Origin of the sequence: Dickeya aquatica (assembly GCF_900095885.1) — a bacterium.
GTDB classification, from domain to species: Bacteria; Pseudomonadota; Gammaproteobacteria; order Enterobacterales; family Enterobacteriaceae; genus Dickeya; species Dickeya aquatica.
Map to the genome: position 1 here is coordinate 3121691 of NZ_LT615367.1, position 15767 is coordinate 3137457.

General features: G+C 53.9%; 11 protein-coding genes. 5 read left to right on the forward strand and 6 right to left on the reverse strand.

Going from position 1 to position 15767, the window contains the following annotated elements; genetic code table 11:
- Position 1: 1 nt before the first annotated feature.
- Positions 2-457, forward strand: a complete 456-nt coding sequence (locus DAQ1742_RS14115) for an NfeD family protein (RefSeq protein ID WP_035340595.1) — start codon at positions 2-4, stop codon at positions 455-457.
- A gap of 62 nt (positions 458-519) precedes the next feature.
- Here the strand turns inward: DAQ1742_RS14115 and cueR are convergent, their stop codons facing one another.
- Positions 520-942, reverse strand: coding sequence for a Cu(I)-responsive transcriptional regulator (cueR, locus tag DAQ1742_RS14120; protein ID WP_035340594.1), 423 nt, complete (start codon positions 940-942; stop codon positions 520-522).
- A gap of 123 nt (positions 943-1065) precedes the next feature.
- On the opposite strand from cueR, the gene copA reads away from it, so the two are divergent.
- The 3 genes from copA to ybaK all read left to right on the forward strand — a co-directional run bounded on the left by copA (position 1066) and on the right by ybaK (position 5339).
- Positions 1066-3840 carry a copper-exporting P-type ATPase CopA gene (copA, locus tag DAQ1742_RS14125; protein ID WP_035340593.1) on the forward strand — a complete coding sequence of 925 codons (2775 nt, stop codon included), beginning with the start codon at positions 1066-1068 and terminating at the stop codon, positions 3838-3840.
- A gap of 189 nt (positions 3841-4029) precedes the next feature.
- Positions 4030-4842, forward strand: coding sequence for a TraB/GumN family protein (locus tag DAQ1742_RS14130; RefSeq protein WP_035340591.1), 813 nt, complete (start codon positions 4030-4032; stop codon positions 4840-4842).
- A 17-nt stretch (positions 4843-4859) separates the two neighbouring features.
- Positions 4860-5339, forward strand: a complete 480-nt coding sequence (ybaK, locus tag DAQ1742_RS14135) for a Cys-tRNA(Pro)/Cys-tRNA(Cys) deacylase YbaK (RefSeq protein ID WP_035340589.1) — start codon at positions 4860-4862, stop codon at positions 5337-5339.
- Between the two features lie 225 nt (positions 5340-5564).
- Here the strand turns inward: ybaK and DAQ1742_RS14140 are convergent, their stop codons facing one another.
- Positions 5565-7142, reverse strand: coding sequence for a methyl-accepting chemotaxis protein (locus tag DAQ1742_RS14140; RefSeq protein WP_035340587.1), 1578 nt, complete (start codon positions 7140-7142; stop codon positions 5565-5567).
- A gap of 410 nt (positions 7143-7552) precedes the next feature.
- On the reverse strand, positions 7553-9205 hold the full coding sequence (gene ushA / locus DAQ1742_RS14145) for a bifunctional UDP-sugar hydrolase/5'-nucleotidase UshA (RefSeq protein ID WP_035340585.1): 1653 nt from the start codon (positions 9203-9205) through the stop codon (positions 7553-7555).
- Positions 9206-9873: 668 nt separating this feature from the next.
- On the opposite strand from ushA, the gene ybaL reads away from it, so the two are divergent.
- Positions 9874-11556, forward strand: a complete 1683-nt coding sequence (gene ybaL, locus DAQ1742_RS14150) for a YbaL family putative K(+) efflux transporter (RefSeq protein ID WP_035345808.1) — start codon at positions 9874-9876, stop codon at positions 11554-11556.
- 46 nt (positions 11557-11602) lie between these two features.
- Here the strand turns inward: ybaL and hemH are convergent, their stop codons facing one another.
- From hemH to htpG, 3 genes are all read right to left on the reverse strand, one after another.
- Entirely contained in the window at positions 11603-12562 is a 960-nt protein-coding gene (gene hemH, locus DAQ1742_RS14155; RefSeq protein WP_035340583.1) for a ferrochelatase, read from the reverse strand.
- Between the two features lie 265 nt (positions 12563-12827).
- On the reverse strand, positions 12828-13472 hold the full coding sequence (adk, locus tag DAQ1742_RS14160) for an adenylate kinase (protein WP_035345806.1): 645 nt from the start codon (positions 13470-13472) through the stop codon (positions 12828-12830).
- Positions 13473-13785: 313 nt separating this feature from the next.
- The gene (htpG, locus tag DAQ1742_RS14165; protein WP_180706338.1) at positions 13786-15669 is read right to left on the reverse strand and encodes a molecular chaperone HtpG; all 1884 of its coding nucleotides are present in this window, start codon (positions 15667-15669) and stop codon (positions 13786-13788) included.
- Between the last annotated feature and the right edge of the window lie 98 nt (positions 15670-15767).

Below are 15767 nucleotides of genomic sequence, written 5' to 3' on the forward strand. Positions count from 1 at the left end.
CATGACGTGGCTGGCGCTGGAGCATGCCTATGGCTTTTGGTTATCGCTCGGCGGGTTGCTGCTGGCCGCCGAGATGCTGGGTGCCGGTGGTTATCTGTTATGGAGCGGCATCGCCGCACTGCTCACCGGGGTGATAACCTGGTGTGTGCCGCTGGATGTGACGTGGCAATCCATCACCTTTGCCACACTCACTGTCGCTGCCGCATTAAGCTGGTGGCAGTGGCTGCGACATCGCAACAGTATGAAGGCCGCGCCATTGCTTAATCAGCGTACTCAACAGTTAATCGGCCAACATGGCATCCTGACGGAGGCGATTAACAACGGTATTGGCCGGGTCAGCCTCGGGGATAGTACCTGGCGGGCCGAGTCAGATGAGGATCTGCCCGCCGGTACACGGGTGGAGATTATTGCCGTCAACGGTATTACCTTGCGGGTCAGGCCCACGCACGGAACCTGACAGCACCGGGTTCACGCATCTGCCATGCCAGCCTCGCGGTGGCGATAGCGTGGTGTTCACCATCATCCGCGACTGTCACCTGCGGCACGACAGTGGCAGCACCCTGCCAGTTGAGTGATGATGGGGCATTCGGCACTGCTATCCCCCGGGCAAGACTCCGCCAGCGCCAGCAAACGCTGGCGCATCGCGTTCAGTTCGTCAATTTGCCGTTCGATATCGCTTACTTTCTGTAGCGTGCGCGCTTTAACATCTGCGCTGTGGCGCTGTGGGTTATTAAACAGCGTCACCAGTTCTCGACACTCCTCAAGCGTGAAGCCGACCTGACGCGCCTGACGCAGCAGCGTCAGTTCTTCGACATGGTGAAGATTGTAGCTGCGATAGCCATTTTCACTGCGTAAAGGTGCCGTCATCAGCCCTTTTTCTTCGTAAAAACGGATGGTTTTGCTGGTCAAACCGGTTTTTTTCGCCACATCACTGATATTCATCACATCCCCTTGACCCTTCCCTTACTGGAAGGTTTACGCTTCAGGCTGAACGTAGAACTAATCAAAATCACACCTGCGGTCAATGCCTTTGGCGTTCGGTTGTGATCACTGAGGTAGATTATCATGTCGCAAACTATCGTACTGTCATTACAGGGGCTCTCCTGTGAACATTGCGTCGGGCGGGTGAAACAGGCACTGGAAAGCCTGCCCGATGTAGAACATGCCGAGGTCACGCTGAAATATGCCAGCGTGACGGGTACGGCGAATCATTCGGCGCTGATAGAGACTGTCAGCAATGCGGGATATCAGGCCAGTGAGGCCACCGCTGGCGATATCACCCTGCACCTGAGCGGCCTCAACTGCCAGCACTGTGTTGCCAGTGTCCGTAAAGCGCTGGCGGGTGTTGCCGGCGTGGAGGCACTGACCGTCAGTTTGCAAGGTGCGGAGATTTTCGGTCACGCCGAACCGCCAGCGCTGGTACAGGCAATAGAGCAGGCCGGCTTTCACGCCACGCTGTCACCGGCGGCCACCCACCCAAAATCTGAGCCGCTGGCCTTGTCAGATGCGTTGCCGGAAAGTCGGTCAGCGGCGCTTATCCCTTTTCCGGCAAACGCCACACACCCGCAATCGCAGCATGATGAAGCCATCACACCAGATGACGGCGTGCCTTTGCTGCTAAGCGGCATGACCTGCGCCAGCTGTGTCAGCCGGGTACAGCAGGCTCTGCAAAGTGTGCCAGGGGTTAAACAGGCACGCGTCAATCTGGCTGACCGCAGTGCGCTGGTGCAGGGCAGTATGTCACATCAGGCGTTGCTTGATGCCGTCGAGCAGGCAGGTTACGGCGCGGAAATTGTGCTCGATGACGCCACCCGGCGTACCCGGCAGGCAGACAGCGCCCGTCAGGCTATTCGGCGTTTTCGCTGGCAGGCCGCGCTGGCGCTCACGCTGGGCATACCATTAATGATCTGGGGCATGACAGGCGGCAGCATGACGCTCACCGATGAGAATCGTACCCCGTGGTTATTGACGGGGATACTGACACTGGCAGTGATGATCGTCGCCGGCGGGCATTTCTATCGCCAGGCCTGGCGCAGCCTGATGAAGGGCAGCGCCACCATGGATACGCTGGTTGCCCTGGGAACCGGGGCAGCCTGGCTCTATTCAATCGCGGTGAACCTATGGCCGGAGCATTTTCCGATGCAGGCACGCCATCTCTATTATGAGGCCAGCGCGATGATAATCGGCCTGATTAACGTAGGCCATGCGCTGGAACAGCAGGCCCGCCAGCGCTCTTCTCAGGCACTGGAAAAGCTGCTTGATCTGACACCACCAACAGCCAGAGTCGTCACCGATCAGGGGGATAAGGTCGTGCCGTTGAGTGAGGTGCAAACCGGCATGCTCTTGCGTCTTGTCACCGGCGACCGCATCGCCGTAGACGGTGAGCTTGAGCATGGCGAGGTGTGGGTCGATGAAGCCATGCTGACAGGCGAGCCGATGGCCGTGCAAAAAATGGCGGGGGACGTGCTTCATGCCGGCACACAGGTTAATGATGGCAGTGCGACCTTTCGTGCCAGGGCGGTTGGTCATCACACCATGCTGTCACGCATTATCCATCTGGTACGTCAGGCACAAAGCAGTAAACCGGCCATGGGCCAACTGGCAGATCGGGTTTCGGCCATTTTTGTCCCCGTCGTGGTGGTTATCGCCCTGATAAGTGGTGCTATCTGGTACGTGATTGGCCCGGAGCCGCAAATCGTCTATACGCTGGTGGTGGTGACCACCGTGCTTATCATCGCCTGCCCCTGTGCGCTGGGGCTGGCAACACCGATGTCAATTATCGCCGGTGTCGGTCGGGCAGCCGAACTGGGCATTCTGGTGCGGGATGCCGACGCATTGCAACAGGCGAGCGGGCTCGATGTTCTGGTCTTTGATAAAACCGGCACCCTGACCGCGGGTAAACCGCAGGTCGTCGCCATTGAAACCTTCGGTGAAGCCACAGAAGCGCTGGCACTGCGCTGGGCGGCGTCGCTTGAGCAAGGCGCTGGCCACCCGCTGGCACAGGCTATCCTTGAGCGCGCCGAGGGCCTGGCAGGTGGTGACGTCACACAGTTCCGTACCTTGCCGGGGCTTGGCGTCAGCGGTGTGGTTGAGGGGGTCTCGCTGCTGCTCGGTAATCCGGCACTGATGACACAATACGCCATCGTACTGGGCGACGGTGAGCCGTCACCACGGCAGCAGTTGGATCGGCATGCCGCACAAGGAAGAACGCCAATCCTGCTCGCAGCCGATGGTCAGGTCGTGGCGCTGTTTGCTGTACAGGATACCTTGCGCGCAGACAGTATTAGCGCGCTACGCCGCCTGCGCCATCACGGTTACTCGCTGGTGATGTTAACGGGCGATATCCCCGCTACGGCACAGGCGATTGCGCATGAAGTCGGTATTGATAGGGTGATCGCAAGCGTTTTACCGGATGGCAAAGCAGAGGCTATCCGCCAGTTGCAGTCTGCCGGGCATCGCGTTGCCATGATTGGTGACGGCATCAACGATGCGCCTGCACTGGCCCAAGCCGACGTCGGTATTGCGATGGGCGGCGGCAGCGATATTGCAGTGGAAACTGCTGCCATGACGTTGATACGCAGTAGCCTGCACGGCGTGGCGGATGCCCTGTCGCTCTCCCGTGCGACCATGGGCAACATGCGCCAAAACCTGCTGGGGGCGATGGTGTACAACACCCTCGGTATCCCGATTGCTGCCGGGATCCTCTACCCGTTCACCGGGACATTACTGAGCCCGGTGGTAGCGGGGGCAGCGATGGCGCTCTCGTCGATAACGGTTGTGAGCAATGCTAACCGTCTGCTGCGCTTTAAGCCGAAAGATACACTACAGCAGTCGGTGTGATGGCGCAATCGGGCAGGTAATTCCCTTCGCATTCATACGGTGGCCTGCCTGTAACAGGGGAATTAGCGATACAACTTAGCCTTCGAAGCGTTTAGCATAGAGCCCCTGGCGAGCACTACGCCCAGGGGTATCATCCCCCGGTATTTCTCTCGCCAATATGCTTACACCATCACTTGCGGAGACGCAGATATGCAGCGGCTGATTCGTCAGATAGCGACTTTTCTCGGCTTTCTTTCACCGCCGGTCTACCGTTATCCGGCAGTAGATGTTGAGCTTGCCCGGAAGCGTCAGTTTCATCTGGTAGGCAGTATTCACATGGGAACCGTAGACATGTTTCCTCTGCCCCGCGACCTGCTGGAGCAACTGGAGCACGCCACCGCGTTGGTGGTTGAAGCGGATATTTCCGGCCATGACTCGCCGTTTAGTGCACTGGCCGCCGAACCGCCGCTGGCCGGGCGGCTTGATAGCGAAACACACCAGCGGCTGGAGCAGTTATGCCAGGAGCTGTCATTCGATTATGAGAATCTCGACCGGGTTCCCGCCTGGCAGGCGGCGTTGATGTTGCAGGCGCGACAGGCGATGATGCTCGGATTACGCCCTGACTATGGCATTGATTATCAGTTGATCAATGCCGCACGCGATAAGGGGATCGCTATCATTGAACTGGAAGGCCAGCAAACCCAGCTTGAACTGCTGCAACAATTACCGCAGGGCGGACTGTCGCTGCTGGAAGACACCTTGTTGCATTGGCACACCAACGCACGTTTACTGCAAACTATGGTCAGTTGGTGGATAGACCAAAAACCGATGCGCGCAAACCATGTCCCCACGACCTTCGGTAATGATCTGACTCAAACGCTGATTCAGCACCGCAACGAGCGCTGGCAGCGGCAATTAGCCGCGCTGCCACAGGGGAAATACGTGGTTTCTGTCGGTGCCCTGCATTTGTACGGTGAACATAACCTGCCCGAGTTATTACAGGCCGTATCGGCCACCCGTTGACGTTAAGGACGTTTATCATGACACCCGCAGTCACTCTGCTTGAAAAACAAAAAGTCAGGTTCACCGTTCATCACTACCACCATGATGCCGATGAAACCCATTTTGGCGAAGAAGCCGCCCGCAAGCTGGGGCTGGATAAACAGCAGGTGTATAAAACCTTGCTGGTCTGTCTCAATGGCGAGGCTAAACAACTGGCTGTTGCAGTAACCCCGGTGGCCAGCCCGTTAGATCTGAAAAAAGTGGCCAAAGCGCTGGGGGCGAAGAAAGCCGACATGGCCGACCCGGCTATTGCGCAGCGCACAACCGGTTATCTGGTTGGAGGAATAAGCCCGCTGGGGCAAAAAAAACGGTTGCCCACCGTTATCGATGAGATGGCGTCACAATTCACCACCATTTTTATCTCTGGCGGCAAACGCGGGCTGGATATTGAACTGGCGGCGGCTGACCTGGCTCGCTTGCTGGATGCCACGTTTGCCGATATCGCCAAACGGGACTGAGCGCAAATGAAGACGGCAGCAGAGGGCTCCACGGCCGGTGTTGCCCTCTGCCACCGCTTCAATATTCAGAAAAAATAAAACATTGTTTTAATTATTCGCAGTCTAGCATTAACCTGATGCTGAAACGGTTGCGCTGATCACATTCCAATCAAAAGAGACGGCTCGTGCGACACCTGCGCACACAGCAAAGCCTGATACCGCCTGGCATCACACGCTGACTTGCTATTAAGATGCTTTATAGATCAATGCATTATTATCATTCATCTCCGTATTAAAATAAGCCACGGATGCCGTTAAGCGCTGTGCCTGTGTCTCCAGCGCCTGTGCGACGGCAACGGCCTGCTGAACCAGCGCCGTGTTTTGTTGCGTGATAGCATCTATCTGAATCACCGACTCATTAATAAGGCCAATCCCCTTGCTCTGTTCTGCGGTCGCCGTAGAAATCTCAGCCATCAGCGCAGCCACGCGCTGTACCGCGCTGACCACATCGTTCATGTTGTTATCGGCAACTTTAATTTTCACCGAGCCGCTGTTGACGCGGGACACTGACTCTTCAATCAAGGTTTTTATCTCTTTGGCCGCCTGCGCACTGCGTAGCGCAAGATTGCGCACCTCACCGGCGACCACGGCGAACCCACGCCCCTGCTCTCCGGCACGGGCCGCCTCCACCGCAGCATTCAGGGCCAGGATGTTGGTCTGGAAGGCAATGTTGTTGACCACCTCGGTGATGCTGGCAATTTTGTCCGAACTTTCAGAAATACCGCTCATGGTGTCGTTGACTTCGCGCATTACCGTCCCGCCCCTGGATGCGATGTCCAGCGCGGAATAGACCAACTGGCGCGCCTGTTCCGCGTTGTCAGCGTTTTGTTGCACCGTCGCCGTTATCTCCTCCATGCTGGAGGAGGTTTTCTCCAGTGAGGCGGCCTGAAGATCCATACGGGAAGATAAATCCATATTACCGGCAACAATATCGTCACTGCTGGCATTGATAGCCTGAGCCCCCGTACGAATATCGGTAATCACGCTGGTCAGACGCTCACGCATCAGCGCCATTTCATGCAGCAAACTCATTGAATCGCCCGGCAAGGTATTTATTGATACCGACAAATCACCGCTGGCAATTTTCGCAGCCACGTCCGCCGCATAGGTTGGCTCGCCCCCTAATGTCCGGCAAATACTGCGATTAATATAATAAGCAAAAGCTAATACCGCGAGGCTCACCAGTATAAAGACGATAGCGTTCTGATACAGAGAATGATAAAAAGCCACATCAATATCATCAACATACAAACCGGTGGTGATTATCCAGTCCCAGGGGGCATAACGTATATTGTATGCAATTTTCGGTTGTGGCGTTGCCGCACCGGGGCGCGGAAAAGCATAAGCGGTATAGCCGGATTGATTATCCTGCGTCACCGTCACCATGTCTCTAAACAGATATACACCGTTAGAATCCTTGTAATTTTCTCCCTGACCAATGAGTGAGGCATTAATGGGATGCATTAAAACCCTGGCCTGAGAATTTAATATCGTAAAATATCCGGCCTCGCCATAACGCAATCCTTTAATGGTGTCCATCGCTCTGCGCTGGGCTTCTTGCTGCGAAATCGCGCCCGCATTGGCTTGATCGGCCTGTGTTTTTACGATGCTCAAGGCAAGCTGAGTAACATGCATCAACTCATTTTCTCTTAATGACAGTTGATCTTGTTTAATCTTCACCGAACCGTAAAGCAACGCACCGGCCAGAAAAAATAAACTGATGACAAGTGGAAACCACAGTTTCCTTGCAAGTGATACTCTCATTTTGGCACCTGTTATATGAGTTTATGTTATTAAAAATAATTTACAGCCTGACCACTCATGACAGTGTTTTGTTAATGGATAATCGGGTGTCCTGCCCGATATCATTCAACATTAAAAGATTATTTTTCATAAAAAATAAAATGTTTTTATAAAAGTGAATCTCTTCAATAAAAAAATGGCATACCCTTTCAGTAAATAAGGTTATAGAGGCATCATAATTAACAAAACCCAACCGGGATCACATAAAAGAGATCGTCAGAATATCGCCACCCACGGCAGATCATTAAAAGACAGAAAAATGTGAATAGATTAAAGAGGGTAAACAACGTGATAAGAACAGCATGTGGCAGCGTGGCCTTATCCAAAGACCACGCTGTTGACGGATTTCAGGCCGTCAGCGTTTATACGCCTTATTTATAAACAATTTCGCCTTTCGGTTCATAATCCGCAGCCTGTAGCGGTGAGTGTGTCTCAACGTACTGGCGCAACACTTCTGCATCGACAAAGCCGGTGTTGACATAACCGGGCAACTCACTGAGTTTCGGATACCCATCCCCACCGGTGGCGTTAAAGCTCAGGGTTGCGATACGGTACGTTTTATCCGCCTGCAACGGCTCGCCTTTAATTTTAACGTTCTTCACGCCGCTGCCATCTGCTTCCAGGCTAACGTTCAGGAACTGGGCATAACCACCGGAGTCCACTTTTTTATTCGCCACCACGGCGAGGTATTTTTCAATCTCGCTGCCTTTGAGGTCGGCATACACCAGCGTATTACCAAACGGCTGAACCTTGAGGATGGTTTTATAGGTGATATCACCTGATTCGATTGAGTCACGCACGCCGCCGCCGCTCATCACCGCAAAATCCGCTTTAGCACGCTCAAGCTGGGCAGATAACAGCACACGCGCCAGATTGGTTTGCACAAAACGCACTTTATTGCGATCGCCTTCAAGACGGCCATTCACACTGCCGACTTTGACCTCAAGCTGGGCTTTCCCCTTATCCTGAAATGGCGTGAGCATTTTCAGCATGTCCGGGCTCTGGCTGATTTCCTGGGTGTAATACACCCGCTCGCTGGTGCCATCCGCTTTTTGTACCTTTTTCTTCAGGTTGACCGGAATCAACTGGTAATGCTCAAGCTTCAGCTCACCATTACGAAACGAGAAATCGGCCCGCCCGACATATTTTCCCCACTCATGGGCCTGGACAATCCAGATACCGTTCTGGCGATCGGGCGCACAGGGCGAACCCGGCACATAATCCACCTGCTTTTTATTTTCACTCGCCATACACACCGGGTCTTGTGAGTGACCGCCAACTATCATATCGAGATAACCGGCAGGCAGCGCACGCGCCATTTCCACATCGCCTGGCGCATTGGAACCGTGCTCGCCATTATCATAGTGCCCCATGTGCGTCGCGGCGATAATCACATCAGGCTTCTCTTTTTTACGCAGTTGTTCAACAACCTTTTTGGCTTCATCAGCCGGTTTACGAAACTCGATATCGGTAAAATATTCCGGGTTGCCAATTTTGGCGGTGTCATCGGTCGTCAGGCCAATCACCGCAATTTTAATCCCCTGCTTGTTGAACAAGGTATAAGGCTTGAACAGCCGCTTTTTCGTGCTTTTCTGGTAAATATTGGCGGATAACAACGGGAAATGTGCCCATTTTTCCTGCTGGCGCAGTACGGAGAGCGGGTTATCAAATTCATGGTTGCCTATCGCCATGGCATCGTACCCAACCAGATTCATGCCACGAAAATCCGGCTCGGCATCTTGCAGGTCAGACTCAGGCACGCCGGTGTTGATATCACCGCCCGACAGCAACAGCACGCTGCCGCCTTTTGACGCCACCTCCTGACGAATCTGGTCTACCAGCGTTTTCTGTGCTGATAACCCATACTCACCGTACTCGTTTTGCCAGAAATGACCGTGATGATCATTGGTATGCAAAATCGTGATGGTGTAAGTCTTATTTTTTTCCCATGCCATGGCATAAGGCGAAGACAACGCCAGTGTTACCGCCATCAGGCAACCCAGTTTTTTCATAGCAAAATGCATAACCACTCCCCGTAAGAAATCCCTCTATTTCCCGTCAAATGCCGGAGCTAAGGTGCTGGCCTGACTCATTGGCTCCACACCTGGCCATTGACACCACACCACGCACAGCCCCGAACAGTTAGGTATAGAATTGTTACACTAAGCCTGTTGTGACGTGCACAACTTAACACAAATCACCCCGCCATAGTTGACGTTATGATGAACCGATAAACGTCAGCATGCGCCTATAATTAGAGAGGAAATCATCCCCCTGACGCCACACCGGGGCAATAGCCTTAAAACCAACGGGGTTTTATCGACAAATAAATAAAATTACCTCTATATATCAAATATAAAAGCAACAATTTATATGAAAATATATGTTACTCTTTTATCGGGTGTAAAGAACGCTATTTATCCCTGTTATACCCTGACTCAGAACCTATCCCGGCAGCGCATTATTGGCTCGATTGCTTTGAACACAGGGAAGATCTTGCAGGTATGGGGGGAACATCCGTTAACAACATCCATTCTGCCCGCTTTAAAAACACATTCCCGTTGATGCGCCGGAAAGCAGCGGCTGTCTGGCAGCACACAGGATAACTCGCAGGCAGAAGAAATTCGCATTCAGGAGCCGGATGGCTCAGGAATATCCGCTCATTGACATGACACAGAGCAAAGGAGTCGGAATGCATGATAATACCACCCCGTTAATCTCCACGATGGCCGTCGGACTGGTGATGGCCTTTGTGCTCGGCATCATCGCGAATCGCCTGCGCATTTCCCCTCTGGTCGGTTATCTGCTGGCTGGCGTGTTGGTTGGCCCGTTTACACCGGGTTTCGTTGCCGATACCCGACTGGCACCGGAAATTGCCGAACTGGGCGTTATCCTGCTGATGTTTGGCGTTGGTCTGCATTTCTCTTTACGTGACCTGATGGCGGTAAAGTCGATAGCCATCCCTGGTGCTATCGCCCAGATAGTGATGGCAACATTGTTAGGTATCGGTTTATCTGCACTGCTTGGCTGGAGCCTGCCCGAAGGTGTGGTATTCGGCTTGTGCCTGTCCACCGCCAGTACCGTAGTGCTGTTGCGATCGCTGGAAGAGCGGCAGTTAATTGACAGTCAGCGCGGACAAATCGCCATCGGCTGGCTGATTGTCGAAGATCTGGCCATGGTGCTAACGCTGGTATTACTGCCAGCGTTTGCCGATATGATAAAAACCGATACAGCCAACACCACCACACTGCTGCAAAATTTGGCGATAACGCTTGGGAAAGTGGTGGCATTTATCACCTTGATGATCGTTGTTGGCCGCAGACTGGTGCCCTGGGTTCTGGCCAAAAGCGCCAGCACCGGCTCACGGGAGCTGTTTACTTTAGCCGTGCTGGCCATGGCACTTGGTATTGCGTTTGGTGCGGTCAAACTGTTTGATGTGTCTTTTGCGCTGGGTGCATTTTTCGCCGGTATGGTGCTCAACGAGTCCGAACTGAGCCAACGAGCCGCTCACGATACCCTGCCACTACGCGATGCTTTCGCCGTGCTGTTTTTCGTTTCCGTCGGTATGCTGTTTGACCCGAAAATTTTACTTAGCGAACCACTGGCGGTGCTGGGCACGCTACTGATAATCGTGATTGGTAAATCCATGGCGGCGTTTTTACTGGTGCATTTGTTTGGCCATTCCCGACGTACCGCACTGACCATTTCCGTCAGCCTGGCGCAAATCGGTGAATTCGCGTTTATTCTGGCCGGGCTTGGCATTACGCTCGGCATTCTGTCGGGCAGTGGCCGGAATCTGGTGCTGGCGGGCGCTATCCTGTCCATCATGCTCAATCCACTGCTGTTTACGCTGTTAGAACGCTATCTGGCCCGCCATGAGACGATCGAAGAGCAGATAGTGGAAGAGGCCATTGAAGAAGAAAAACAGATCCCGATAGAGTTATGTGACCATGTGTTATTGGTTGGCTATGGCCGGGTCGGCAGCCTGATTGGAGCACAGTTGCATCAGACCGGTATCCCGATGGTGGTGATTGAAACCTCTCGCGCCCGCGTTGATAACCTGCGTGAGCAGGGCATCAAGACCGTTCTCGGCAATGCCACCCGCGCCGACATTATGGATCTTGCCCGTATTGATTGTGCCAGCCGGTTACTCATCACCATTCCCAATGGCTATGAAGCTGGTGAAGTGGTAGCCGCAGCGCGTGCCCGCCGCCCGGACCTGCACATTATTGCCCGGGCGCATTATGACGACGAAGTCGCCTATATGGCCGCCCACGGCGCTGATCATGTTGTTATGGGCGAGCGAGAGATTGCCGAAGCCATGCTCGCGTGGTTGAAACTCCATGAGCCGGGCTCCGGCGACGCGGCTCTCTGAGCGGGCTACGGGTCAGGGCAAGAATACCCGACCCGTGCGCGAGTGATTACGCTGACTGCACCAGTTGCGCAAGTAAGGCTATGTGCAGCGGGTCATCATTGAGTGCCGGAATGTAGTGAAACGCCTCACCACCGGCATGCACGAAGATCTCCCGATTCTGCTCTTTAATCTCTTCGAGCGTTTCCAGGCAGTCTGCCGCAAACCCAGGGCAAATAACCTGAATGTGTTTTACGCCCTGTGCCGGTAACGCCCTCATTGTTTCATCGGTATAGGGAGTCAGCCAGGGCTCACGGCCAAAACGCGACTGAAATGTCATCATCACCTGCCCGGCATCCAGCCCCAGCGCACGCGTCAGTGCACTGGCAGTGTCAGCGCAGCGCTGCGGGTAGTCATCCCCTTCATCGGCATAGCGTTTTGGTATGCCGTGGAATGAAATCAATAGTTTATCCGGCACGCCATGCTGCGCAAACGACTGTTCGACGCTGTGCCTGAGCGCGGCAATATACGCCGGATGTTCCGCGTAATCACGGATGAAGGACACCCCAGGTATTTGTCGGCGCGCACGCAACGCCTTCGCCAGGCCATCCCATACCGCTGCGGTCGTCGAGCTGGAATACTGTGGATACATCGGCAGCACGATCAGTTCCGTCACCCCCTGAGAAAGCAGGCTATCGAGCGCACTCTCAAGGCCCGGAGAGCCATAACTCATTCCCAGTGCCACCGGCATGTCTGGCAGAATGTTCGCTAACCCTTGCTGCTGCCTGCGGCTATAAACCAGCAGCGGCGATCCTTCCTCCATCCAGACGGACTGATACAACTTCGCTACACGCGGCGAACGGATCGGCAGGATAATGCCGTGCAACAGCGGGCACCAGAGCAAACGACTGACATCCACCACGCGTCGGTCGTGCAGAAACTGCGCCAGATAACGTTTGACCGCTTTCGGGGTAGGGGCATCGGGCGTTCCCAGATTCACCATCAGCACACCGCGTTTTTCTTTTTTCATCCACGAGTCCTTTACACTGCCGCTCGGCATCAGGGTTAAACAGTTTATAGCAAACCAGTGCGTGCTAGGCCCCCTTTGGAAAGCCCGACGCTGGCTGCCTATTGTAGCGAAAACCGTGCGCTGAAAAACGCCGCGGCAACGGTTAAAACCGATATCAGCCATCGTCATTACCGACAGCTATCATCGGACAAAATGTGGGATAAGGGGGCGAGAATCAAACACGATAAGCGCGCCATCGCAAGCGACAGCGCATCACAAAGCAAAATCAGCCGAGTATCTGTGCCAGCTCTGCGCTGACTTCGCTGACCTGACGGGTGCCGTCAATTTTGCTATAGCGGGTACGGCCTGCGGCCGCTTCCTGCTGGTAGTAGTTCACCAGCGGTGCCGTCTGCTGATGGTACTCCACCAGACGTTTACGCACGGTGTCTTCCTGATCGTCTTTACGAACACTCAGGTCATCACCGGTCACGTCATCTTTGCCTTCCACTTTGGGCGGATTGAACTTCACATGATACACACGACCAGAAGCCGCATGCACACGACGCCCGACAATACGGTCGATGATTAAGGCATCTGGCACATCAAATTCGATAACGAAATCAACGCTGATACCCGCCTCTTTCATCGCGTCAGCCTGAGGAATGGTACGCGGGAAACCATCCAGCAGGAAACCGTTGCGACAGTCATCCTGTGCGATACGCTCTTTCACCAGCGCAATCACCAGTTCATCAGTCACAAGCTTACCCGCGTCCATGATTTCTTTTGCCTGCTTACCCAGTTCAGTGCCGGCTTTTACCGCTGCACGCAGCATATCGCCGGTGGAGATCTGCGGAATGCCATACTTCTCCATAATGAACTGAGCCTGAGTGCCTTTGCCTGCGCCCGGAGCGCCCAGCAGAATAATACGCATTGCGTAATTCCCCTTGCTATGTAGTTTTTTTAAAAAAAATTTGAAAAACGCTAAACCATACCATTCCACAGGCGCTTCCTCAAGGAACGGGCTCGCTTCAGCGGGCATAGCGCGGTTAAAAACCGTGATAACTCACGACTTTCTCCCGGTATTCAGAGTGTAGACGATGAAGAGAGCATCGGGAAAACGACACAGTCCACTCCGGTACAGAAATGATAACGTGTAATCACTGCGGGCTTAACTATAAAAAACGCCCCGGTAAACCGGGGCGTCTATCTCATCGTGCATCAACACACAAAGGAACCTGAAGCGATCAGGCGCTCAATAGCTGATTCATGCGGCGGATGAACTGGTTCGGGTCTTCCAGCGTGCCACGTTCGGCAAACAGAGCCTGCTCCAGCAGCAATTCAATCCACTGTGTGAACTGCGCGTCATCGGGTGTCTCCGCGGCACGTTTCACCAACGCATGGTCAGGATTAAGCTCAAAAATATACTTCACTTCCGGCGCTTTCTGGCCTGCGGCAGCGAACAGTTTTGCCATCTGGGTGCTCATGTCACTGGCATCGGTCGTCACAATCGCGGGCGTATCGGTCAGGCGGTGCGTCAGACGTACCTCTTTCACACGTTCACCCAGCAGGGTTTTCACGCGCTCAACAAACGGCTCCAGCGCTTTTTCTGCTTCTTTTTGTGCGTCATCCGCCTCATCCGCCAGTTTATCCAGCGACTCATCAGCCTTGCTGACAGACTGGAGCGATTTCCCCTCAAACTCGGTCAGGTAGCTCATCATCCATTCGTCGATGCGATCGGAAAGCAGCAATACTTCAATGCCTTTCTTGCGGAACAGTTCCAGATGCGGGCTGCTCTTGGCTGCGGCGTAGCTGTCTGCGGTGATGTAGTAAATCTTATCCTGACCGTCCACCATCCGGCTGACATACTCCTCCAGTGACACCGTCTGGGCATCGCTGTCGGTGTGAGTGGTGGCAAAACGCAACAGTTTGGCAATTGTTTCGCGGTTAGCACTGTCTTCTGCCGGGCCTTCTTTAAGTGCCAGGCCGAACTGCTGCCAGAATGTCTGGTATTTTTCACTGTCATCTTTCGCCAGTTTTTCCAGCATTTGCAGTGCACGCTTCGTCAGCGCAGTACGCAGGCTCTGGGTAACACGGTTGTCTTGCAATATTTCACGCGATACGTTGAGCGGCAGGTCGTTGGAGTCAATCAGGCCGCGGACAAAACGCAGATAGGTCGGCATGAACTGCTCGGCATCATCCATGATAAACACGCGCTGCACATAGAGCTTCAGGCCATGTTTATGGTCGCGGTTCCACATATCCCACGGAGCCTGCGACGGAATATACAGCAGGCTGGTGTACTCCTGCTTCCCTTCCACCCGGTTGTGGCTCCAGCTTAACGGGTCAGTGAAGTCATGGGAGATATGTTTGTAAAACTCGTTGTATTCGTCGTCGCTGATTTCTGACTTGCTGCGGGTCCACAAAGCCTGAGCCTTGTTGATTTTCTCCCACGTCACCGTCTCTTCACCGCCCTCTTCTTCACTCTCGGTACGAGATTCAATCTCAACCGGCAGGGCGATATGGTCTGAATACTTGCTGATGACCGAGCGCACGCGCCAGCTATCGAGAAACTCATCTTCCCCGTCACGCAGATGCAGCGTAATTTCGGTACCGCGATCGGCTTTATCGATATCCGCCAGGGTATATTCACCCTCACCGGCAGATTCCCAGAATACGCCCTGGCTGGCCTCAGCCCCGGCGGCACGGGTTTTCACCGTCACCTTATCGGCCACGATGAATGCGGAGTAGAACCCCACCCCAAACTGGCCAATCAGTTGGCTATCTTTTGCCTGATCAGAGCCAAGGGACTCCAGAAACGCCTTGGTGCCAGATTTGGCAATGGTGCCCAGATTATCAATCACGTCAGCACGGCTCATGCCAATGCCGTTATCGGAAATCGTCAGGGTACGTTTTTCTTTATCGGTCGCAACGCGCACGCGCAGCTCACCGTCACCTTCGTACAGATCGGGTGCTGAGAGTGCACGAAAACGCAGTTTATCCGCAGCATCTGAGGCATTGGAAATAAGCTCTCGCAGGAACACTTCCTTGTTGGAATACAAAGAGTGGATCATCAGGTGCAGCAGTTGTTTTACTTCTGACTGGAAGCCACGCGTCTCTTGGCCTTTCATGCTCATGTTTACCTCAATACGTATTTATTCAGGCTGATTCAACGGAGTATGAGCAACATATGGGGGTCACGCAGAGGTATTTCAAGAGCTGAAGATTA

What these genes read in the sequence shown, in the direction of transcription:
- DAQ1742_RS14115 (WP_035340595.1), top strand. Translation starts at nt 2, where the DNA reads ATGACGTGGCTGGCGCTGGAGCATGCCTATGGCTTTTGGTTATCGCTC.
- cueR (WP_035340594.1), bottom strand. Translation starts at nt 942, where the DNA reads ATGAATATCAGTGATGTGGCGAAAAAAACCGGTTTGACCAGCAAAACC.
- copA (WP_035340593.1), top strand. Translation starts at nt 1,066, where the DNA reads ATGTCGCAAACTATCGTACTGTCATTACAGGGGCTCTCCTGTGAACAT.
- DAQ1742_RS14130 (WP_035340591.1), top strand. Translation starts at nt 4,030, where the DNA reads ATGCAGCGGCTGATTCGTCAGATAGCGACTTTTCTCGGCTTTCTTTCA.
- ybaK (WP_035340589.1), top strand. Translation starts at nt 4,860, where the DNA reads ATGACACCCGCAGTCACTCTGCTTGAAAAACAAAAAGTCAGGTTCACC.
- DAQ1742_RS14140 (WP_035340587.1), bottom strand. Translation starts at nt 7,142, where the DNA reads ATGAGAGTATCACTTGCAAGGAAACTGTGGTTTCCACTTGTCATCAGT.
- ushA (WP_035340585.1), bottom strand. Translation starts at nt 9,205, where the DNA reads ATGCATTTTGCTATGAAAAAACTGGGTTGCCTGATGGCGGTAACACTG.
- ybaL (WP_035345808.1), top strand. Translation starts at nt 9,874, where the DNA reads ATGCATGATAATACCACCCCGTTAATCTCCACGATGGCCGTCGGACTG.
- hemH (WP_035340583.1), bottom strand. Translation starts at nt 12,562, where the DNA reads ATGAAAAAAGAAAAACGCGGTGTGCTGATGGTGAATCTGGGAACGCCC.
- adk (WP_035345806.1), bottom strand. Translation starts at nt 13,472, where the DNA reads ATGCGTATTATTCTGCTGGGCGCTCCGGGCGCAGGCAAAGGCACTCAG.
- htpG (WP_180706338.1), bottom strand. Translation starts at nt 15,669, where the DNA reads ATGAAAGGCCAAGAGACGCGTGGCTTCCAGTCAGAAGTAAAACAACTG.